Annotated in this window: 23 protein-coding genes, 1 pseudogene and 1 riboswitch; of the genes and pseudogenes, 10 read left to right on the forward strand and 14 right to left on the reverse strand. The window is 42.7% G+C overall.

Annotated features, from left to right (window positions below; all coding sequences use genetic code 11):
- Positions 1 to 18 precede the first annotated feature (18 nt).
- From trpB to EIZ39_RS19355, 3 genes are read right to left on the reverse strand one after another with little or no spacing between them, the layout of a single operon-like run.
- Positions 19 to 1179, reverse strand: a complete 1161-nt coding sequence (gene trpB, locus EIZ39_RS19345; protein ID WP_129201862.1) for a tryptophan synthase subunit beta — start codon at positions 1177 to 1179, stop codon at positions 19 to 21.
- Between the two features lie 50 nt (positions 1180 to 1229).
- Entirely contained in the window at positions 1230 to 1448 is a 219-nt protein-coding gene (locus EIZ39_RS19350) for a MoaD/ThiS family protein (RefSeq protein ID WP_129201864.1), read from the reverse strand.
- Positions 1448 to 3151, reverse strand: coding sequence for an aldehyde ferredoxin oxidoreductase C-terminal domain-containing protein (locus EIZ39_RS19355; RefSeq protein ID WP_205668591.1), 1704 nt, complete (start codon positions 3149 to 3151; stop codon positions 1448 to 1450). Before EIZ39_RS19355 ends, EIZ39_RS19350 begins: the two co-directional genes overlap by 1 nt.
- A gap of 194 nt (positions 3152 to 3345) precedes the next feature.
- Here EIZ39_RS19355 and EIZ39_RS19360 point away from each other — a divergent pair, with 194 nt between their 5' ends.
- From EIZ39_RS19360 to EIZ39_RS19375, 4 genes are all read left to right on the forward strand, one after another.
- Positions 3346 to 3582: a spore coat associated protein CotJA gene (locus EIZ39_RS19360; protein WP_129201866.1), complete on the forward strand. Its 237-nt coding sequence runs from the start codon at positions 3346 to 3348 to the stop codon at positions 3580 to 3582.
- Positions 3579 to 3860 carry a spore coat protein CotJB gene (locus tag EIZ39_RS19365; RefSeq protein WP_129201868.1) on the forward strand — a complete coding sequence of 94 codons (282 nt, stop codon included), beginning with the start codon at positions 3579 to 3581 and terminating at the stop codon, positions 3858 to 3860. The genes EIZ39_RS19360 and EIZ39_RS19365 overlap by 4 nt, the downstream gene beginning before the upstream one ends.
- Positions 3861 to 3881: 21 nt before the next feature.
- On the forward strand, positions 3882 to 4451 hold the full coding sequence (locus tag EIZ39_RS19370; protein ID WP_129201870.1) for a manganese catalase family protein: 570 nt from the start codon (positions 3882 to 3884) through the stop codon (positions 4449 to 4451).
- 65 nt (positions 4452 to 4516) lie between these two features.
- Positions 4517 to 5572 carry a 1-aminocyclopropane-1-carboxylate deaminase/D-cysteine desulfhydrase gene (locus EIZ39_RS19375; RefSeq protein WP_129201872.1) on the forward strand — a complete coding sequence of 352 codons (1056 nt, stop codon included), beginning with the start codon at positions 4517 to 4519 and terminating at the stop codon, positions 5570 to 5572.
- Positions 5573 to 5798: 226 nt separating this feature from the next.
- Here EIZ39_RS19375 and EIZ39_RS19380 read toward each other — a convergent pair whose 3' ends face one another.
- The 6 genes and pseudogenes from EIZ39_RS19380 to EIZ39_RS26750 all read right to left on the reverse strand — a co-directional run bounded on the left by EIZ39_RS19380 (position 5799) and on the right by EIZ39_RS26750 (position 9926).
- On the reverse strand, positions 5799 to 6566 hold the full coding sequence (locus tag EIZ39_RS19380; protein WP_129201874.1) for a DUF3050 domain-containing protein: 768 nt from the start codon (positions 6564 to 6566) through the stop codon (positions 5799 to 5801).
- 141 nt (positions 6567 to 6707) lie between these two features.
- Positions 6708 to 7925, reverse strand: a complete 1218-nt coding sequence (locus EIZ39_RS19385) for an MDR family MFS transporter (RefSeq protein WP_129201876.1) — start codon at positions 7923 to 7925, stop codon at positions 6708 to 6710.
- Positions 7926 to 8076: 151 nt separating this feature from the next.
- Positions 8077 to 8271: pseudogene (locus EIZ39_RS27665) on the reverse strand (glutaredoxin family protein); the annotation flags it as partial.
- An 81-nt stretch (positions 8272 to 8352) separates the two neighbouring features.
- Positions 8353 to 8538 carry a hypothetical protein gene (locus tag EIZ39_RS19395; RefSeq protein WP_129201879.1) on the reverse strand — a complete coding sequence of 62 codons (186 nt, stop codon included), beginning with the start codon at positions 8536 to 8538 and terminating at the stop codon, positions 8353 to 8355.
- Positions 8539 to 8607: 69 nt separating this feature from the next.
- Positions 8608 to 9606: a biotin synthase BioB gene (gene bioB / locus EIZ39_RS19400; protein ID WP_129201881.1), complete on the reverse strand. Its 999-nt coding sequence runs from the start codon at positions 9604 to 9606 to the stop codon at positions 8608 to 8610.
- Positions 9607 to 9764: 158 nt separating this feature from the next.
- Positions 9765 to 9926 carry a hypothetical protein gene (locus EIZ39_RS26750; protein WP_164985176.1) on the reverse strand — a complete coding sequence of 54 codons (162 nt, stop codon included), beginning with the start codon at positions 9924 to 9926 and terminating at the stop codon, positions 9765 to 9767.
- A 142-nt stretch (positions 9927 to 10068) separates the two neighbouring features.
- Between EIZ39_RS26750 and EIZ39_RS19405 the strand changes: the two genes are divergently transcribed.
- The gene (locus EIZ39_RS19405) at positions 10069 to 10266 is read left to right on the forward strand and encodes a hypothetical protein (protein WP_129201883.1); all 198 of its coding nucleotides are present in this window, start codon (positions 10069 to 10071) and stop codon (positions 10264 to 10266) included.
- 133 nt (positions 10267 to 10399) lie between these two features.
- Here the strand turns inward: EIZ39_RS19405 and EIZ39_RS19410 are convergent, their stop codons facing one another.
- The 3 genes from EIZ39_RS19410 to EIZ39_RS19420 all read right to left on the reverse strand — a co-directional run bounded on the left by EIZ39_RS19410 (position 10400) and on the right by EIZ39_RS19420 (position 12931).
- Positions 10400 to 10774 carry a DUF423 domain-containing protein gene (locus EIZ39_RS19410; protein WP_129201885.1) on the reverse strand — a complete coding sequence of 125 codons (375 nt, stop codon included), beginning with the start codon at positions 10772 to 10774 and terminating at the stop codon, positions 10400 to 10402.
- Between the two features lie 38 nt (positions 10775 to 10812).
- Positions 10813 to 12102: an NCS2 family permease gene (locus tag EIZ39_RS19415; protein WP_129201887.1), complete on the reverse strand. Its 1290-nt coding sequence runs from the start codon at positions 12100 to 12102 to the stop codon at positions 10813 to 10815.
- A gap of 85 nt (positions 12103 to 12187) precedes the next feature.
- Positions 12188 to 12931, reverse strand: coding sequence for an EcsC family protein (locus tag EIZ39_RS19420; protein ID WP_129201889.1), 744 nt, complete (start codon positions 12929 to 12931; stop codon positions 12188 to 12190).
- A gap of 118 nt (positions 12932 to 13049) precedes the next feature.
- Between EIZ39_RS19420 and EIZ39_RS19425 the strand changes: the two genes are divergently transcribed.
- A complete protein-coding gene (locus EIZ39_RS19425; protein WP_129201891.1) occupies positions 13050 to 13697 on the forward strand; it encodes an HD domain-containing protein in 648 nt (215 codons plus the stop codon).
- 149 nt (positions 13698 to 13846) lie between these two features.
- On the opposite strand, the gene EIZ39_RS19430 is transcribed toward EIZ39_RS19425, so the two are convergent.
- Positions 13847 to 15190, reverse strand: coding sequence for an MDR family MFS transporter (locus EIZ39_RS19430; RefSeq protein ID WP_129201893.1), 1344 nt, complete (start codon positions 15188 to 15190; stop codon positions 13847 to 13849).
- A 274-nt stretch (positions 15191 to 15464) separates the two neighbouring features.
- Here EIZ39_RS19430 and EIZ39_RS19435 point away from each other — a divergent pair, with 274 nt between their 5' ends.
- On the forward strand, positions 15465 to 15983 hold the full coding sequence (locus tag EIZ39_RS19435; protein ID WP_129201895.1) for a DUF2179 domain-containing protein: 519 nt from the start codon (positions 15465 to 15467) through the stop codon (positions 15981 to 15983).
- Between the two features lie 3 nt (positions 15984 to 15986).
- On the opposite strand, the gene yyaC is transcribed toward EIZ39_RS19435, so the two are convergent.
- Positions 15987 to 16625 carry a spore protease YyaC gene (gene yyaC / locus EIZ39_RS19440; protein WP_164985177.1) on the reverse strand — a complete coding sequence of 213 codons (639 nt, stop codon included), beginning with the start codon at positions 16623 to 16625 and terminating at the stop codon, positions 15987 to 15989.
- Positions 16626 to 16826: 201 nt separating this feature from the next.
- Here yyaC and EIZ39_RS19445 point away from each other — a divergent pair, with 201 nt between their 5' ends.
- The 3 genes from EIZ39_RS19445 to EIZ39_RS19455 all read left to right on the forward strand — a co-directional run bounded on the left by EIZ39_RS19445 (position 16827) and on the right by EIZ39_RS19455 (position 19589).
- Positions 16827 to 17087 carry a cold-inducible protein YdjO-related protein gene (locus EIZ39_RS19445; RefSeq protein ID WP_129201899.1) on the forward strand — a complete coding sequence of 87 codons (261 nt, stop codon included), beginning with the start codon at positions 16827 to 16829 and terminating at the stop codon, positions 17085 to 17087.
- A 133-nt stretch (positions 17088 to 17220) separates the two neighbouring features.
- A riboswitch (cyclic di-GMP riboswitch) is annotated at positions 17221 to 17308 on the forward strand.
- A gap of 91 nt (positions 17309 to 17399) precedes the next feature.
- Positions 17400 to 17852 carry a chemotaxis protein CheX gene (locus tag EIZ39_RS19450; RefSeq protein ID WP_129201901.1) on the forward strand — a complete coding sequence of 151 codons (453 nt, stop codon included), beginning with the start codon at positions 17400 to 17402 and terminating at the stop codon, positions 17850 to 17852.
- A 27-nt stretch (positions 17853 to 17879) separates the two neighbouring features.
- Positions 17880 to 19589: a methyl-accepting chemotaxis protein gene (locus EIZ39_RS19455; protein ID WP_164985178.1), complete on the forward strand. Its 1710-nt coding sequence runs from the start codon at positions 17880 to 17882 to the stop codon at positions 19587 to 19589.
- Positions 19590 to 19608: the final 19 nt, after the last annotated feature.

Here is a 19608-nt window from a genome sequence, read left to right on the forward strand (position 1 = left end):
GTAAACTCCTTTACTTTTTTACTTCTTTAACATATGAAAAACCTGTTCTACATCCTTATCCCCACGACCAGAGATATTGACGATAATGATCTGATCAGGTGACATGGTTGGTGCAAGCTTGAGGGTATGGGCCACCGCATGAGCACTTTCTAGTGCTGGGATGATCCCTTCCGTCTTAGATAGAACTTGGAATGCTTCTAAGACTTCTTCATTGCTTACCATATAGTATTCCGCTCTTCCGGATTCCTTTAAGTAGCTATGCTCCGGGCCAATCCCAGGATAATCTAATCCTGCAGCAATGGAATACGTCGGTCTAGGATTCCCCTGCTCATCTAGTAATACCAAACACTTAAATCCATGAATAACCGCGGGGACACCTTCATTCAGCGTAGGCGCCTGATCAGGCTCCACACCAATCAAGCGGACACTTGGCTCCTCAATATAATGTGCAAAAGAACCAATCGCATTGCTACCCCCTCCGGCACATGCGATGATCGCATCGGGAAGTCTTCCTTCTTTCTCCAGGATCTGTCTCTTCGATTCTTCACTGATGACCGATTGGAAGTGCTTGACCATCGTAGGAAACGGATGAGGACCTACAGCAGAGCCTAAGAGATAAAAGGTATTCTCGTAGTTGCGCACCAAGTCGCCAAGCGCTTCATCCACCGCGTCCTTCAGACGCCCTTGTCCCTTCTCAACCGCCACTACCTTCGCTCCGAGGAGCTCCATGCGGAATACATTCAGCGCTTGTCTTCTCGTATCCTCTGCTCCCATATAGATGACACAATCCATCCCAAACATGGCACACACTGTCGCTGTCGCCACTCCATGCTGACCAGCACCAGTTTCTGCAATTACCCGCTTGGCTCCCATGCGCTTAGCTAAAAGGATTTGTCCCACCACATTGTTAATCTTGTGTGAACCCGTGTGATTGAGGTCCTCGCGCTTGAGGTAGATCTTGGCTCCTCCCAATTTTTCCGTTAGGTGCTTAGCCAATGTCAGTGGATTGTCTCTACCCACATATTCACGCAGATAGTAACGGAACTCCTCATTAAAGTCAGGATCATTCTTATACTTATCGAATTGATCGGACAGATAATTCAATACTTCCTGCAATTCAGGTGGAACAAAACTACCGCCAAATTGACCAAAATATCCTTTTTCTTCTACTACGCTCATCTCTATTCCTCCTCGACTCTACGAAACTAATTTTTTGACTATTATAACATTTATCCACCAAGAATGGGAGTGAGCAAATGAATCTCATCCCCATCCTTAAGCTGGTATTGTCCTCCGAATATCTTATTGTTTACGACCACTAGGGCTTCATTGTCCCAACTCACCCCAAGCGACTCCAGAAATTCGGCTATGCTCATTGTTGAAGATAGGTTATATTCTCCTGTCAATTCCGTCTTGCCTACAATAAACGAGACAACTTTAATTCTCATTAATATCCTTCCACACCGATTAGATCTAGCTCCTCATCTGGCACATCAAACTTCGTCTTACTTGCTGGATTTTCATCAAGGTAGAAATGCTCTGGCAAACGGTCATGGGCCTTGGAGAACCCGGCAGCACGATTAAAAGCATGCTCCATACGAATCGTTTCCTTTGCCATATCAATCATATCTTCGGCAGTAAATTCTACACCTGTATAACCCGAAGCAAGATCAGCAAGTACTTCGAATCGACCTGCCACAGCTGAAGCACCAAAGTAGCACAGTCCTAGTACATCATAGATCATGTTGGTTAATTGCGCTTTCTTAGAGGCTTCCACTTGTCCTTCCGGAGAAAGATGGTTAACTTGAGCACGGATGGTTTGTCCTGCCGTATGATCTGCCCCTTGTGGAGACGTAGCATACGTCACCCCTAATCCCTTAATTGCTCTTGGATCATAAGCAGGCATCGATTGTCCCTTAACAGCTGGTACCTTACGAATGCCATAGACCTTCCCAACTAGTTCTGCTCCACCGCCTATGATACGGCCAAGCGGGCTTCCCTTACCCACTTCTTCAAGTAAATTGATAGCCCCTTGTCTATCTCCAAAAGCTAAAAGTCCAGCTTCCATTGCTACACCGATTGCAGCCCCTGTTTCAATCGTATCGACAGCATATTCATTACATAAGCGATTGAGTTCCACAACCGTGTCCATATCATCAATCCCGAGATTAGATCCTAGCAATCCGATATTCTCATATTCGATTGGAGAAGTAACCATCTTTCCATTAGCATCGGCATAGATGTTAGAGCAACGAATGGCACAACCAGGCATACAGGCATGTGTTGGTGTGCCTTCCCCACCACGCTCTAAGATGATCTCACGAAGCTTCTCCCCACTAATATTCTCGTGTCCCTCGAAGCTACCTGTAGAGAAGTTACGAGTTGGCAAAGCGCCTAGCTTGTTTGTCGTTCTAACTAAAGCCGCTGTTCCAAGCTCCGGAAAGGACTTGCTTGTCGCAGGAGCTTCACGGAGCCATTCCGTGTAGGTTCTCATAGCTTGCTTGAACTTCTCAGCATCCTTAGGCTTGTTTCTGGCTATACCACTGTCATCAAAGATGACTGCTTTGATCCCTTTAACTCCAGCTACCGCACCTAATCCACCGCGTCCATAGAATCGGGTTGGGTTCTTATCCTTGTCACCATTGGCAATGGCTGCAGTTAGCATCTTCATCTCCCCGGAAACACCAATCATATAATAGCCAATGTTACTTCCGTATTTTTCATATAGAAGCTCTGCTGCTTCGCTTAACGGCTTACCAAGCAAATCTTCCGCTGAGTCAAAACGGACTCCGTCCTTATTAATATAGACGATCTGAAAATCATCTCGCAGCCCTTCAAATACAATGGCTCTAAGTCCCAATCTTCCCATCTGCAGCCCTGCTGTTCCTCCGGCGTTACTCTCTTTTATTCCACCCGTAAGAGGACTTTTTGCTCCCATAGAGCTTCGCTCTGCACTGGATGCCAATGATCCTGTAAGCACTCCATTAGAGATAACTAATTTATTATTTGGTCCTAGCGGATGACAGGTTCCTGGCACTTCATCGTGGACAATCTTCGAAGTCAAAGCCCTCCCACCGAGCAACAAAAGCTCGTCCGCTAGCTCTTCATATTTATACTCCAACTTTTCCATATCAATTCTTAAGATATTCACCTTTCAGTCACCTCTCTATTGATTTCCCTCTCTATCATACTACAAAATTCAAAATTATTTCATTCAAAACATTTTTCTTTGTATGTCATATTTTCTTACACAAGGATCACAAACTTAGACCTGTGTTTTTTTGTTCTAAACAGATTGTCCCTCTCAATAAGATAGTGGTAACGAAGATATAAGGAGGATTGCCTGTGTATACAACTAGAAAAAAGTGGTTCCCCTATAGCAGTCCTTTAGACCCCTGCCCACCTATGAGAGTCAAAACCTATGAAACGCCACCGCAGCTGTACATGGGGTTTCAACCCTACAACCTTCCACAATTCACACCCTACGAAGCCCTTAGACACGGAACTTTATGGCCAGCCCTCTATGCCCCTTATACCAATCCTTACAAAGACAAAGGCATACGAGAGGAGGATCCTAAATGAGTGAAGAAAGAAAGTTGACCGAAGATCAGAAAAAACAATATTACGAACTGCTTTACGAAATGCAAGCTGTCGACTTTATCCTGGTAGAGCTTACGCTCTACTTGGATACTCATCCTCACGATCATAAAGCAATCAATCAATACAATGAATGTGTACAAAAAAGCATGGCTCTAAAAAACAAATTCCAATCCATGTTCGGTCCCATGTACCATTTTGGCAACAGTTATTCGACCTACCCTTGGACCTGGGATTCTGCTCCATGGCCGTGGCAAGTGTAAAACGAAAAGGAGGGACTCGCTATGTGGATCTATGAAAAGAAGCTTCAGTACCCCGTTCGTGTAAGTAAATGTGATCCGAGAATGGCTAAATTTCTTATTGAGCAATATGGTGGAGCCGATGGTGAACTGGCTGCTGCCCTCCGCTATCTGAATCAACGTTATACTGTCCCAGATAAAGTGATCGGACTGTTAAACGATATTGGGACGGAAGAATTAGCCCACCTAGAAATGATCGCTACGATGGTTTATAAATTAACCAAAGATGCTACCCCTGATCAGCTCATGGAAGCAGGCCTCGGCGCTCATTACGCTAATCATGATAAAGCCCTTTTCTATCACAATGCAGCCGGCGTTCCATGGACAGCATCCTACATACAAGCGAAAGGAGATCCGATCGCGGACTTGTATGAAGATATTGCCGCAGAAGAAAAGGCTCGCGCCACCTATCAATGGCTTATTAACATGACAGATGACGTAGATCTCAAAGACAGTTTAAGCTTCCTTCGAGAGCGTGAAATCATTCACTCCCAACGCTTCCGTGAGGCGGTAGAAATTATTAAAGCGGATCAGCAGCAAAAGAAAATCTTCTAAAAATTCCTGAGCGTCTTGCCCTGATCTTAGGGTGGGGCGTTTTTTCTTTTTTTGCTGGAACTTGAGTGGAAACTTATGGGGTATGGTATCATGAAGTTACGAGAATGAAGGGACGTGAATGGATGAGACGATTAACTCTAGCCCAAAAGCCAACCCCCTTAGAACCTCTAACTCGCTTAGGTGAACTTCTTCGGATTGATCTGTGGGTTAAACGAGACGACCTGACCGGTGACATGGTGACAGGTGGGAATAAAATAAGAAAACTAGAATACCTTCTTGCCGATGCTCTAGATAAAGGAGCAGACACCATTATAACAACAGGTGGTCCTCAGTCTAATCATGCTAAAACAACAGCTGCCTTAACGAAGAGATTAGGCCTACATCCTGTTCTACTCTTATCAGGAAAGCCCCCTGAGGAAACAACAGCAAATCTATTAATCAATAAGCTAGTTGGAGCAGAAGTGCACTACTTCTTTCCTCGTCATCCACGCGAAATGGATGATGCCTTGCTTAGACTTGCGGAAGAAATGAAGGCAAAGGGAAGAAAGCCTTATATTATTCCAGTCGGTGGATCCAACGGGATCGGCACCCTAGGTTATATCGATGCCTATCAAGAAATGGATCAACAACGACAAGAAAAACAACTAAGCTTTGATTTCGAGTTCGTCACAGCGGGTTCGGGTGGAACGTTTGCCGGGATCTATATGGGACATCAAGCCGTACAAGCCTCTTCAAAGCTCATCGGAGTAAGCCCTTGGCTTCCCTCCCAGGAGATAAAAGAGAGAATTATCGATTGTATAAAAGATGCTCGTACTTTGTCTACAGATTCTGTGCCGTTGTCTGGAGAGCCTGCGTTAGAGGATCTCAGCATTTATGATCAATACATCGGAAGTGGTTATGCCAAGCCGACACCTGAAGGAATGAAAGCCCTCCAAATAATGGCTAGCGAAGAGAGCATACTACTTGATCACGTCTATACGGCTAAAACTATGGCAGGTCTCATGGACCTAGTAGAAAAAGGAGTCATTGCTCGTGGCTCATCCGTCCTATTTTGGCATACAGGGGGCGCGCCTGGCCTATTCGCTTTACAAGAGAGATGGAGTGAGTGGGGTGGGGGTTAAGCGTAGAAATTTCCGTTATTTCTACTGGGGAGGGGAAATCGGGCCTTTTAATCGGAATATTTTCCTCTATTATGCTAAAATGCAGTCAAAATGTACTTTTCAACGGGAATAAACGGAATTTATCCGCTTATTCCCCCCCTTTTTGCCCCAAGACGAAAAGTAACCGGAAATTCTCCGCTTATCCGATAACCTACCTAGACTCTAAAGACCGCGTACCTCTAGCTCCCTACAAACCTTTGTTGCGAATCTCTTCTAGCACTCCGTCCCACAAGACACTTCGCACTCGTAGGGATTTTTGTGCAACGTTAATGGCCTCTTGCTCTTTCTTTGCATCTCCTCCACATAGGTCTCTTAGAAGTCTTTCTGCTAAGGGCCCATGCTCATCGCCATCCAACTCGATATGTCTCTTCAAGTAGTACTCCAACCTGGCATTAGACGTTCCTTCTGCCTTTAATGCATCTAATAGAGATTGAAACATATCTGGAATCAGATCTTCTCTTCCATAGAAGAAAGCAGCTGCTACTTCATGTGTCTTCCCATTACCCGCGAGCTCTAAATTGTAAAGTACAAAGTTTTGAACCGTTAGTGGGATATTTTTCTGTTGAAGCGCCTCCTCGTAAGGAACACCGCTCTTTACCTTCTCAATAAACTGCTCGATTGGCTCCGTATCTGCCCCGGCTTCTCTCATTGCTTCTAGATAGAGCTGAAAGTGACTTGCATATCCACCCTGTCCATCTTCATCTGATTCCTCGCCCAATACAATCTCGTTAATAAAACGACTATAGGCTGGCGTTTCATAAGGCATCCAGGGAACAGATACGGAGGTAACGGACTGCTGCAATCTTTTTAACAAACTCATGAAGTCCCATACAGCGAATACGTGGTGCTTCATAAAGACTTTTATTTTTTCCGGATGATCCATGTCTTTATACAATGGATGTGATAGTAACCCATCTCTTATTTCCTCAAACTTTTTAAACTCGGTGGTTATCATTTTATTGCCCCCTGCTTTTCGAGAGTGTCCAAAATCCCTTTTTATAGTCTAGCCATTTCAATAATGAAGTTCAAGAATGCTTGTAACCCGCCTCTATCTCTTTTTTAAAAAAAGAAAAGCCCCCCATACATTGGGAGACTCTTATCCTTTAGTATTATAAACAGGTTCTTCCTTCTTCACTCCTACTGTCTTCAACAAACGATCATAATAGGTAAAGCAAAGATAAGCAATTACACAAAAACTCATCATGCAATAGAACAAGATCTGAGGACTATACAAATCATAAAGGAGCCCCCCAATTAAAGGTCCCATCATGCGCCCACCTGTCGCTGACCCATTCACAATCCCCTGATAAAATCCACTCTTTCCTACTGGAGCCAGTTCAGCAGCAATCGATGGAACGGCTGGCCATATCAATATCTCTCCTAAGGTCATAATTGCCATCCCAATGACAAATCCCATATACACTTGACTTTGACTTAATACAACAAGAGATGCTACAAAAAACATGATCCCAACCAACAACTGCTTGCGGTAGGAAGGTAGAACGTAAATGGTCACATACCCGCTAACCGGTTGAAGCAGGATAATAAGTAATCCATTGACTGCCCAAAGAAAGCTATAGAAAGAAAGAGAAAAACCCAGCTCATTCATATAAGAGGAAATACTAGTCTGCCATTGAACGTAACTAATCCAACAGACCATGAATCCGAAGCACAACACTACCAAGGAGATTACGCCTGATCCGCGATAGGACTGCCCTTCGCTCTTTCCTTGTTCCGGTTGCTTTTCCTGCTTGACCTGCTGATCCCTTAGTCCAAACCAAATAATGAGCAAAAACAACAAGTAAGTCAATCCATTGACTAAAAAAACATACTGAAAAGAGTATTGTGCAACCAACCCGCCCAACGATGAGCCGATAGCTACTCCTAAGTTCTGGGTGATGTACATTAAGTTAAAACTCTTTCTCCCGCCCTCGGGCCAGATTCCCCCAGCCAGCGCATACATGACAGGAAATATCATTCCTATACTAAAGCCAAGCAAAATCATGAGAGTGATATAGGCCATCCACCCCTGGTTGTAAGCAAGGGAAAAGACCAAACAAGCCGAGGCGAGTACACTGATCAGAATGGTCTTCTTTCCCCCGATTCGATCGTGTAAATATCCACCTAACAAACTACCAAAGATCCCAGCTCCGGCGTGAAGCATGAGAATAAAGCCAGCTTGGGAAACAGATCTCCCTAGTTCTTGACTAATATATATCGTATTTAAAGGCCATAGAAACGACATTCCCGTTACATTAATGACCATACCGATGGCTAAGATCCACAACTCTCTTGGATAACGCATCCAACTCATCCCTGATGCTCCTTACACTTAATTAAAATTACACGATATATATTAAACCACAGATTTAGGACAACTCCTCTTTTTTTCGCTATTAACATTATATTATAGCAGCAGGAAGAAAAAGGAAAAGAGCCTGATAAGAATCAGACTCTTTTTCTTTTTAGGAGAGCTTGTAGGCTTCCCAGATATCTTTAAGTTGTTCGGGATTAAATCCAATAATAATTTCTTCCCCAATCTTAAACGTCGGCGTCATGTTCGCGCCTAGTTGAATGAGTTCATCGATATAATCCGGGTTGACCCGAATATCACGAACCTCAAGCGGGATCTGTTGATCGGTTAGCCAAGCCTTGGCTGTATGACACGGAGGTCAGGTAGGCTGAGAGTACATAATGACCTTTTTTTCAGACATAGAACTCACTCCTTAAATTAGATGAGCTTAGCCCATTGGATTAATTTGCGAGATAAACTCTTTCGCCTTTTTTTGTACGAAAGAAAAAACTTCGCGCTGCTCATCCGTTAGGGAACCGTGTTCCTTTTCGAAATCAGCTTCAAGAGTCTCAATGTACTTCGGCAACATTTCTCCAACGGAGTTCAACATCTGTTGCAACATCGATAAATCCATGATAATTCCCCCTTTATTACCTAGGATGGTATGTATTTCTCTTTACTATACCATTTTCTCGAATAGGAATTAAAGGGCACATTCTTCAATTTCAAATCCAAGATCCTCAATCATTCCCCAATCCGCAGTAGGCTCCTGACCCACTGTAGTTAAATAATCCCCGACAAAAATAGAATTAGCTGCATATAACCCCATCACCTGCAATGATCGAAGATTGACCTCGCGACCTCCGGAGATGCGAATTTCTTTCGTTGGATTGACATACCTCATCATAGCTAATAATTTCAAACATTTTCTTGGAGTTAATTCTTGACGGCCCTCTAATGGAGTTCCATCAATCGAGTTGAGGAAGTTACAGGGAATCGAATCTGCATCTACACTTTTTAATGCAAAAGCAATCCCAACCGCTTCTTCATCCGTTTCCCCCATACCAAAGATTGCACCTGAACATGGGGAAATTCCGGCATCCTTCGCTTTTTCAACGGTATCCACACGATCTTCATACGTATGAGTAGAGCATATATTTTCATAATTTTCTTTGCTCGTATTTAAGTTGTGGTTATATCGATGAACCCCTGCACTGGCTAGCTTCGAGGCATGTTCTTCATTCAAGAAGCCTAAACAACAGCAGATTTTCAGATCTGTCGTCGACCGGATCTCTTCCACCGCACTAACCACATGATCTATCTCTCTGTCCGTTGGGCGGCGTCCAGATGCTACAATACAGTATGTACCAGCCTTACGGCGAATTGCTTCTTGAGCTCCCTCCACAATCTTTTCCTTCGTTAGCCAAGCATATTTATCAATAGGGGCTTCCGACACAATGGACTGAGAGCAATACCCGCAGTCTTCAGGACACAACCCTGACTTCGTGTTAATAATCATATTGAGCTTTACTTTTTTTCCATAATACTTCTGTCTAATAACGAAGGCACCTTGAAGAATCTGAAGCAACTCCTCATCTGGAGCTTGGATGATGGAAAGAGCTTCTTCTCTCGTAAGCTCTCTTCCTTCTAGTACATCGTTTGCAAGTTTTCCCCAATCATGAACCTGTAATGTATCAGCCATATTTTATCCTCTCCCTTATTCATTTTATGTTAACTCATAAATTTTATTTAGTTTACAATATAGTTATCATACCACGGTTATGATCGTATGACAATTTTTACTAATTTAAAAAAGACCCCATCTGCTTGAATGACAGATAGAGTCTTCCTACTCAAATGTTAAAATCCGATTCGTCTAGACGGTTCCGCAGGCATGGCCCCTGCCTCTGGTTGGGATACTACCGGATGGGGATTTGTAATTTCGACTTCAGGTTGGTTCGTATGAGTAACTTCATCTGGGATATCTACTTGAGGAATTCCAATTTTTTTATTTCTCTCCATGACGCACACCTCCCTCTTCCCTTAATCTGTTCCCTACATCGCCTTTCTAGGCAGGTAATATTAACCACAAGTTCATGTAATGAAATGAGTAAATGTGGGGATTAATACTATTAGTTCAAGGAATTAGAAAGGAGGCACTCCCATGAGTAAATACGCCATTCAATATACTCCTACAGGGGATTTACTTGATAGCGAAGGATACTTGTCTTCTCCAGAATGGCTAGGCAAAGATCTCATGTTATTTGGAAGTCAAGAAGAAGCAGAGACCTATATGCGTGATGATCTCTTCGGTACAGATGGTCAAGGCTTAGCTCATGAAGTAATTGAATATCAGGGTTAGTTTTTATTTAGTTAATTAAATAACTCCTATATTTCCCAAATATTCTTGTAGAATAGACAACAAAAAAAGGAGAAACTCCCGCTATGTAGCGAGTTTTTCTCCTATTCCCTGTTTCTTATAAAAGGAGTTCCTATTATCCTCTGTATGCAGCAATGGCTAGTAGAGCCCAACCAATGAGAAAAGCCACTCCTCCAAATGGAGTAATTGCTCCTAAGACTCGAATACCCGATAGGCTTAAAACATAAAGACTACCAGAAAATAAGATAATACCGATGAGCATCGCCCAACCAGACCATGTGAGCATCGCTGTTGAAGCCATCTTACTTGCCAAGATTCCTACCGCAATGAGTCCAAGAGAATGAAACATATGATATTGAACCCCAGTTTGGTAGATCGTAAGCAAGTCATCCGTAATCTTACCCTTTAACCCATGGGCCCCAAAAGCTCCTATTGCAACGGTTAGAAATGCATTAATTGCTCCAATGATTATAAATGTTTTACCGATCATTGTCCTGACCTCCTTTATATGCGGAAAATACTAGCCTTTTAATGGGCCGGAAAAAACGCCATTTGGATGGCAAATAGGATACCGAAGAAGTACAAAATGGGATGTACCTCTCGACCCTTTCCACTCACCAATTTCATTAAGGGATAGGTGACAAATCCAATGGCAATCCCTGTAGCAATGCTCGAGGTTAATGGCATGCTAAGCATAATCACGAATGCTGGGAAAGCCTCATCGAACGTTTTCCAGTCAATTCGCGTCAAGCCTTCCATCATAAAACATCCTACAATAATGAGTACAGGACCTGTAATAGCAGGAAGAGAAGAGATAGCTGATATTGCTGGTGAAAAGAACATGGAAATAATGAACAGAACCGCTACTACTACCGAAGTAAGACCTGTTCTCCCTCCTGCAGCTACACCAGCGGAGGATTCTATGTAAGCACTCGTTGGGCTCGTCCCTAAGGAGGCTCCTACAGTACTGGCTACAGCATCAGCCATCAAGGCAGACTTTGCACGGGGAAAGTGATTTCCCTTCATTAATCCTGCTTGTTCGGCCACTCCAATCATAGTCCCTGTGGTATCGAAGATCGTAACGAGAAGAAAGGCAAACACGACAGTATAAAGTCCATGAGTAAATACCCCAGCTAGATCCAGGTCAAATACTACAGGAACAGGTGGTGCAGACACAATTCCCTCGAATTTCAGAAAGCCGGTAAACAAGCCTATGATGGCTGTAATAACCATCCCTATAAATAATGCTCCATTTAATTTCCTAGCCATCAAGATTAACGTAATAAACAATCCGGTCAGAGAAAGGAGTGTAACGGGCTCATGTAAATCCCCGAAAGCAACCATGGTAGCAGGATTTGGAACCACTATTCCTGTCATTTTAAGCCCAATAAAGGCAATGAATAAACCAATCCCTGATGTAATTCCATACTTCAAGGCACTAGGAATGGATTCAATTAACGTTTCTCTTAACTTCGTGAAACTAAGCAGTATGAATATAAGTCCTGATAAAAATACGGTTCCAAAAACCACTTGGTAGCTTACACCTTGGGTAGCCACCACGCTGGCAAAATAAGCATTCATCCCCATACCCGGTGCAATTGCAATCGGATAGTTAGCAAAGAAAGCCATATACAGGGTTCCTACCACGGCTGCAATAATTGTCGCCATAAATACCTGTTCAAACGGAACGCCAGCAGATGATAATATCGCTGGGTTGACGATCACAATATAGACCATGGTCAAAAAGGTCGTAATACCGGCAACGACCTCAGTTCGCACAGTCGTATTCATTTCCTTTAAGCGAAAAAACTGTTCCATCTTTGTTTATTGCCCCTTCTTTTTGAATTAAGAACAGTTTTTACTATAACCGATACTATTATGCTTGCACAAGAACCGTCTACCTTTACATCAAATTGCATTCTTGCATATATCGCAAGCGATAAACCTGTTGGGCTGTTACAGCCAGATCATCAAGGATCGATCGATTAGCCCACGCTCCAACAATCGCACCAAGTCCCGGGATAACCTGAAGCATTTTTCGAAGTTCTATAGACTCACGATACTCTGCATAAAATGTCCGCCAAGCCATCACATCTTCATAGGTTGATCTGCTTATTTGTTGCTTTCTTTGTGGCCATTCCTTTAGGTCTTGATATATTTTCGCTCTGCTCACATCTCCCGCATAGGCTAGTTGAAAAACCTTAATGATGAACATTCTTTCTTCAAAGTCCTTAATATTATATCCGTAAATATTGGATAACTCCTGTAGGAGCTTAAACTTAATCGCAATAAACGCAGGAAAATCAACGGCAGATAGCATAATTCCTCCGGCCCCTGTTCCGGCTCCTTCCACCATTGCAACTTTCTTGTAGATCTCGATCGCTTCTTGGGCTTTCTTATCCCGCATGACAAAGGAGAGATGCGCGTATTCGTATTCTTGTTTTTGAGGAATAAGGGATACACCGCTTGCAATGGATTTCACCATCCCCTCCACGGCCTTGGCTAGCTTTTCGTGGACGACCTCCGGAATGAGCGAATCCAATTTTTTTTGTAAAGCACGACTCCACCGATCGAAAAACCACGTAGCCGTCTGTTCTTTTTCCCACTCTTTTATTTGACTGTATATAAATTGCTGGTACTGATCCACTCTCTTGCCCTCCTCCCCTCATTGTTATTTTCATACGCGGAAAGCCTGTACAAGTTTCAATCGTTCTTTTATTGTTGAAGATAGTGATGTCATTATTTTCAACGGAGGACCTGAGTCTATGAACAAAGAAAAAATCTTACAAGCAGCAGTTAGCTTTGCACGCCAAGAATTAGAAAAAGACGCTAGTGGACATGATTGGTGGCATATTTATCGTGTTGCTCAAACCTCAAAAACCATTGCCAAAGAAGAGAGAGCCGACCTTTTCATCTGTGAACTAGCTGCGTGGCTCCATGATATTGCGGATGAGAAGATTACAGGAAATGAACAAGCAGGTTTGGAAAAAGTTAAAACATGGATGCAGGATCAAGAGGTAGATGAGCCAACTATCGAGCATGTTATGGACATTATCTCCTCCATGTCTTTTAAAGGCGGTGGAAAACCACCCATGCGATCGATAGAAGGTCAGGTTGTCCAGGACGCAGATCGATTAGATGCTATCGGTGCAGTTGGCATTGCTAGAGTGTTTGCCTATAGCGGTGCAAAAGCTCGTCTCATCCATGATCCGGAGAATCGCCCACGTGAAAACATGACATCTGAAGAATATCGACAAGGAAAAAGCACAGGAATCAATCATTTTTATGAAAAACTTCTCAAATTAAAAGACTTAATGAATACCGATTATGCTAAAAAATTAGCAGAAGAACGACATCAATTTATGGTTTCTTATCTAGAACAATTCTACTCAGAATGGGAAGGAAAAGCCTGATAAAGGTTTAATTAGTCAATTAACTTTCTCTGATAAATCACCAATATCTTTCAAAAAAAAACAAATCAAAACAGACCCTATCACCATGCTTTACAGCATTACGACATTAATTAACAAAGGCTGCCTTCCAGACCAAGGCAGCCCTTCTTCTATTGATTGTGTTCTAGATGCTTCTCCATAGGTATCTTAGATGTTGTCCATAGACTTACAGATGTGATGAGCAGTGCAACGATAAAGACAATCCGAAAACAATCAATCAATTCCATGCCGCCTTGAGCAAGGTTCAAAATAGCTCCCACAATAGCAACACCTACTGTTGTTCCTATATTACGTGAAAAAAGCTGAATGGAAGTGGAGACTCCTCGCTCTTTCCAATCGACGGCTTCTTGAACACCAATCGTAAAGGCCGTGACTGAAACACCGAATCCTAATCCCAAGATAAACATGACGATAAGTAACAGCGTATAATTTAGAACCGAAACAAATAAGGCAAGGATACTTCCCCCTACTAACAGCAAAACAATTCCAGTTAAGATGGCTTTCTTATACCCAACTTTTAATATAAACTTCCCAGCAGGAACAGCACCAATGTTCCAACCCAAAACTTGCCCCATAAGAATAAGACCGCTGGCCAAGGGACTGTAGCCTAAGACATCTTGTGCCAAAAGGGGAATGAAAAAAGGAACGACAAACAGTCCCATCGTTACAATCATTCCCGAAACATTTAACCATAGGATTAATGGATTTTGGAACATTTCAATCCGAATCAGCGGGAATTCTTTTGTTCTTTGATGATTGATAAATAAGACAAATAAAATCGCACTGCTGATGACTAATCCAATAATCTCCAACCAGTGTTGCGCTAAGGTAGCAAACAAGAGCGTTCCAATGGCGATAATAAGGAGCAAAGCCCCAAGATAATCAATGGATGTTTTCTCACCTTCCCCTTGCTCCTCGAAAGCAAGCGTAAATCCAATCATCGCAAGAATTCCCACAGGGATATTCAACCAGAAGATCCAACTCCAATGAGTATTTTCTATAATCCAACCTCCTACAACCGGACCGGCAATCCCTGCAACCGCCCACATACTGCTAAATAAACCCTGAATCTTCCCTCGATTCTTAATATCATATAAATCTCCTGCAATCGTAACGGTAAGTGGCAATACTCCCCCGGCACCTAGACCTTGAATCACTCTGAATAGAACCAACTGCCACATGGTGGCTGACAACGCACAAAGAGCTGAACCAATAAGAAAAAGTCCAAGGGCAAACAGGTATACCTTCTTTCGTCCAAATCGATCAGCCAGTTTCCCATAGATTGGTACCGTAATTGTACTTGATAGCATATAGGCGGAAAACACCCAACTATACAGTTCAATATCCCCTAAGATCTTCTGGACCTCAGGCATTGCTGTACTCATGATCATCTGGTCTAAGGCGGCTAGAAGCATCCCTAAGGTGATACTTGCAACAACAACTCCTCTTTTCACATTTCCCCTTCTCTCTGCCGATCATTTCTTCCCATTATAATGGAAAGCTAAAGATAAGAAAACGTAAACGTAGTTCATACCAAGCTGTATCATCTTCCTTTACCCACATAACCTTTTCAGTTATTCACAAGTTATCCACAGAAAAATGTGGATAGTATGACATCCGACTTTCATCGACAATTTCCTCGGAAATAACACATTTTCCAACATTTCCATGCGATTTGGCTTTTTAGCTCATGTATGTTACCATAAGCCCCTAAAGGAGGGAAGAGTTATGGATGGTTTAGGTATTATTGCAACTATATTTATTATTAATATCGTTTACGTTTCCTTATTTACGATAAGGCTTATCTTCGTCATGAAAGGACAACGACTTCTTGCTTCCTTCTTAAGCATGATTGAAGTCTTTGTCTATCTGATCGGTCTAAATATTGTATTGGCTAATATCGACAAACCGCTCAATCTATTAGCTTACTGTATCGGTTGGGGAACAGGGGTTTATTTGGGAAGTAAGATTGAAGAATGGCTAGCCTTAGGATACGTCACCATTCAAATTGTCGTAGATTCTTCAGAGACGAACTTACCGTCTGTATTAAGAGATAAAGGATACGGAGTCACAAGTTGGCTTGCAGAGGGGAAAGATGGAAATCGCATTACCATGCTCGTGTTAGCCAAACGAAGCAATGAAAAAAAGCTCTTGAATGCCGTAGAGCAACTGGCACCAAAAGCTTTTGTCATCTCGTATGATCCAAGATATTTTAAGGGCGGATTCTGGACCAAGCGATTAAAATAAGATCTACCCAAGTAAAGGGGAATAATATTCCCCTTTTAAATGTTTAAGGTAAGTGATAACCTCCACATCCTCTTCGAACACATTAACCGTTCTCTGTTGAGGGATGGGGAAGCGTTTCATAAGGGCGGAAGACAACGTGATGACCATCGGAATCACAAGGGACAGGGAAGTTTGGGAGAGAATTTGACTGTCACTCTTCCAGTCCTTCAAATTCACGACTCCGAGAATTCCGATATCCCCTACTCCCGGCAGGTCCTTCCCTATTCCTGCGCCAGGACGAAGGGGACCAGAGAAGACGGCAAAACTTTCTATATAAGAAAACGTCCCTAGAGCAGCGTCAATGGCAATAACAAACTTACCCTTAGGAATCTCATTCCATTTTTTCGTTATATTCTTGGCATCAATGGGATCATGGATTGTCCCATACACATTCTTATATCCATTCGACTTGAGATAGGAACCCACTAAAGGGCCAAAACAATCCCCACTGACACGGTTGGTCCCAATGCAGAAGAAAACCACATCATCCCTGTTCAATTGAGAAGGAATAACTTCGGCAAAAGACCTGAGAACATCCCATTCCGTCTTGTTAATGGATTTTGTTTTTCTTTTTGGAAATATCTTCCTTAATAACCCGAACAACTTCACTCTCTCCTAACCTAAATTCCGCTTTCTTCTATTCTACCATTTTTAACTCTTACTAACACATGTGTTAGTAAGAGTTCATCTTTTGTTCAAACTTATATATTGTTGGAATTAACTGTATAGTCGCTTTCTGACTTTCGGAGGAGATAATATGGATGTTCCTTGATATTTAAGCTCCGAAGAAGGGTGGAATCGGTAATGTCTGAAAACCAAGAGCATCAACCATTGGTAACCGAGTCAGAACATATCCAAGCGCCTGAGGCTGATACACCAACCGAGGTTTGGGAATGCGAAGCTAACGAATGTAAAGGCTGGATGAGGAAGAACTATTCTCTAGATACCACGCCAAACTGCCCATTATGCCAAACCCAAATGAGGTCCGGAACACGCATGATCCCCCAATTGAAGAAGGAGTTACGACGTCGAGGAATTAACTTTGCCAGAAGAGTACGTCACTAATTAAATTAGCTGTGCCTTTAGTCCTAAGAAAAGGCGCAGCTTTTTTCATACTAGTAAACCATTGTGATGAATTTTATTGAAAATTTGCAACGCAATCGGTAAAATAGAACTACTATTATAAGTTAGATAATGATCAGATAAAAGGCAAACCTATTCGAAAGATAGGGACGCAAAGCCATGGGTCTACAGCTCATTAGAGCCACGATTGCCAGGTTGCCGATAAGCTCAAAATTCAAATTGTGCTGAACGGCTATTCTTTTTAAGAATAGTTTTTTATTTTTTCTTAAGCTGACAGAAAAGAGATGATTAACCATGACCATTAGTGGAAAGAACGCAGATATTGTCGAAACCCTCTTCCACGTTGTACCATCCGTCATACCTTTCCCAGTTTCTCTTCAACAGCCTATCAGCCTCATTCCTTCCATCCTTCAACCAGAATGGGGGGTTTTAATTGGAATTACCGGCGATATACGTGGTCGGTTGCTAGTTAAGGGAACGTCGCAAACCTTTGGTTTACTAGGCCAGAATTTATTCGGAATGACATTAGAAGGCCCAATGCTAGAATCTTTTACAGGGGAATTTGGTAATATGATCGCTGGGAATCTCTCAGCGCACATCTATCAGTTGGGCTTCACCATTGACATTACCCCTCCTACTCTCATGATGGGTGAATCGAATTTCCAGGATTCTGACCATGGCTTTAGTATTCCTATTGAGATAGAACAGGTTGGCAATATGGATATTGCTTGGCTATTACATAAGTAAAAATGATAGAGAGTGAGGTAGATCTATTTGCAATTTCTTTATAATATGCGCATCTCAAGGAAACTACTCATTGTTTTCAGCGCAATCTGTCTAATTATGGGAAGTGTCGGCTACGTTGGTCTTTACTACCTCTCTGAATCCAACTCACAGCTGCGCTCAATGTACCACGAAAGATTTTTGCCTGTGATTCAACTTATGGAGGTTAATAAGGCCTTCTCGGAGAATACTGTCATCCTCATGAATGCTGCAAGCATAAGACAGAGTGCAGAAGCTTTGAATACTTCTATCGCCAAGAATCTCGAAATTGCAAAAGAAAGCATTGAAGCTTATAGCCTATTAGACCTAACTAAAGAAGAGCAAAACCTCCTCAGCAGTTTGCAGACGCTCATGATCGCTTATGAGTCCAATACCCTTCAAACGATTGATATTGCCGCTTCAGGTGATCAAGCTGCATTGGCCATGAGACTTAATGGTTCTTCCTCTCAGAAGAAAGCATTAGAAGACACCATTAATGCCCTCGTTGAAATCCAAAGCAAGAAGTCTGGTGAATTGTATGAGCTCTCTGATCAGCAATATGTTGAAGCAAGAACTATTATTCTAGCAATGGTTTTTGGCGGTATTATACTAGCTATCCTGTTTGGTACGATTCTAACTCGCATCATCGTTAGCCCCATCAACCAAGTAAAAAACCGTCTCCAAGAAATGTCCAATTCAGGAGGGGACCTCACACAACGAATTAAGGTTACTACCAATGATGAAGTAGGCCAATTAGCACGTGAGTTTAACTCTATGCTCGACAGTATAAGAAATATTATCCAAGAAGTGCTTCATCATGCCAAGCTGGTTACAGCAACCTCAAATGATCTTACCGAGAGAGCTGTTCAAACGAGCCAAGCCAGTGAACAGATCGCAACTGCAGTAAAACAGATTGCCTCTGGTGCTGATACTCAAGTTCAGAGCATAACAGAAACATCTGTCTCTATGAACCAAATGTCAGCTGGTGTTCAACAGATCGCAGCGAATAGCCTAGAAGTAGCGGCAACGGCTAAATACACCACACAAATCGCTCACACAGGTAGAGAGACGATCGGCCATTCGATGGAAAAAATTGAAACGGTTACAACAACGGTTGTTCAGTCGGCAGACATGATGAAGATACTTGGGGAACGCTCTCAGTCGATTGGACAAATTGTGGATGTTATTACGGGGATCGCTAGTCAGACCAACCTTCTTTCTCTGAATGCGGCAATAGAAGCCGCTAGGGCTGGTGAACAAGGTCGAGGATTTGCGGTTGTTGCCAACGAAGTTCGTAAGCTCGCCACGGAATCCGCCCTTGCGGCCCAACAGATCTCTGAGATGATCAAGGAAATTCAGACCGAGACAACAAAGGTTGCGGAATATATGGTGAAAGGGACATCCGAAGTTCAGCTTGGGCTTGCTGCAGCCAAGGAAGCTAGCAACTCCTTTCAACAGATTCATGAAGCCATTGGAGTCGTGACCAAACAAATTACAGAAGTTTCAGCCGCCACCGAGCAGATGGTTGCAGGAACGGAGGATGTTCTTTACTCCATCCAAACCATTGTAAACGTAGCAGAATCAGCAACGGACGAAACAGGAAAGGTGCATCATTCCGCTGAAGAGTCCCGAACCTTGATGAATCAAATCGTATCCTCTGCAAGTTCCATGACGGCTATCGCCCAAGATCTGCAAAAGTTAGTTGGACAATTTAAAGTATAAAGGCATCCAGTCGGATGCC

The sequence above is a fragment of the Ammoniphilus sp. CFH 90114 genome (genome assembly GCF_004123195.1).
In the GTDB taxonomy this organism is placed as follows: Bacteria; Bacillota; Bacilli; order Aneurinibacillales; family RAOX-1; genus YIM-78166.

What these genes read in the sequence shown, in the direction of transcription:
- trpB (WP_129201862.1), bottom strand. Translation starts at nt 1,179, where the DNA reads ATGAGCGTAGTAGAAGAAAAAGGATATTTTGGTCAATTTGGCGGTAGT.
- EIZ39_RS19350 (WP_129201864.1), bottom strand. Translation starts at nt 1,448, where the DNA reads ATGAGAATTAAAGTTGTCTCGTTTATTGTAGGCAAGACGGAATTGACA.
- EIZ39_RS19365 (WP_129201868.1), top strand. Translation starts at nt 3,579, where the DNA reads ATGAGTGAAGAAAGAAAGTTGACCGAAGATCAGAAAAAACAATATTAC.
- EIZ39_RS19370 (WP_129201870.1), top strand. Translation starts at nt 3,882, where the DNA reads ATGTGGATCTATGAAAAGAAGCTTCAGTACCCCGTTCGTGTAAGTAAA.
- EIZ39_RS19380 (WP_129201874.1), bottom strand. Translation starts at nt 6,566, where the DNA reads ATGATAACCACCGAGTTTAAAAAGTTTGAGGAAATAAGAGATGGGTTA.
- EIZ39_RS19385 (WP_129201876.1), bottom strand. Translation starts at nt 7,925, where the DNA reads ATGAGTTGGATGCGTTATCCAAGAGAGTTGTGGATCTTAGCCATCGGT.
- EIZ39_RS19395 (WP_129201879.1), bottom strand. Translation starts at nt 8,538, where the DNA reads ATGGATTTATCGATGTTGCAACAGATGTTGAACTCCGTTGGAGAAATG.
- bioB (WP_129201881.1), bottom strand. Translation starts at nt 9,606, where the DNA reads ATGGCTGATACATTACAGGTTCATGATTGGGGAAAACTTGCAAACGAT.
- EIZ39_RS26750 (WP_164985176.1), bottom strand. Translation starts at nt 9,926, where the DNA reads ATGGAGAGAAATAAAAAAATTGGAATTCCTCAAGTAGATATCCCAGAT.
- EIZ39_RS19405 (WP_129201883.1), top strand. Translation starts at nt 10,069, where the DNA reads ATGAGTAAATACGCCATTCAATATACTCCTACAGGGGATTTACTTGAT.
- EIZ39_RS19410 (WP_129201885.1), bottom strand. Translation starts at nt 10,774, where the DNA reads ATGATCGGTAAAACATTTATAATCATTGGAGCAATTAATGCATTTCTA.
- EIZ39_RS19415 (WP_129201887.1), bottom strand. Translation starts at nt 12,102, where the DNA reads ATGGAACAGTTTTTTCGCTTAAAGGAAATGAATACGACTGTGCGAACT.
- EIZ39_RS19425 (WP_129201891.1), top strand. Translation starts at nt 13,050, where the DNA reads ATGAACAAAGAAAAAATCTTACAAGCAGCAGTTAGCTTTGCACGCCAA.
- EIZ39_RS19435 (WP_129201895.1), top strand. Translation starts at nt 15,465, where the DNA reads ATGGATGGTTTAGGTATTATTGCAACTATATTTATTATTAATATCGTT.
- EIZ39_RS19445 (WP_129201899.1), top strand. Translation starts at nt 16,827, where the DNA reads ATGTCTGAAAACCAAGAGCATCAACCATTGGTAACCGAGTCAGAACAT.
- EIZ39_RS19450 (WP_129201901.1), top strand. Translation starts at nt 17,400, where the DNA reads ATGACCATTAGTGGAAAGAACGCAGATATTGTCGAAACCCTCTTCCAC.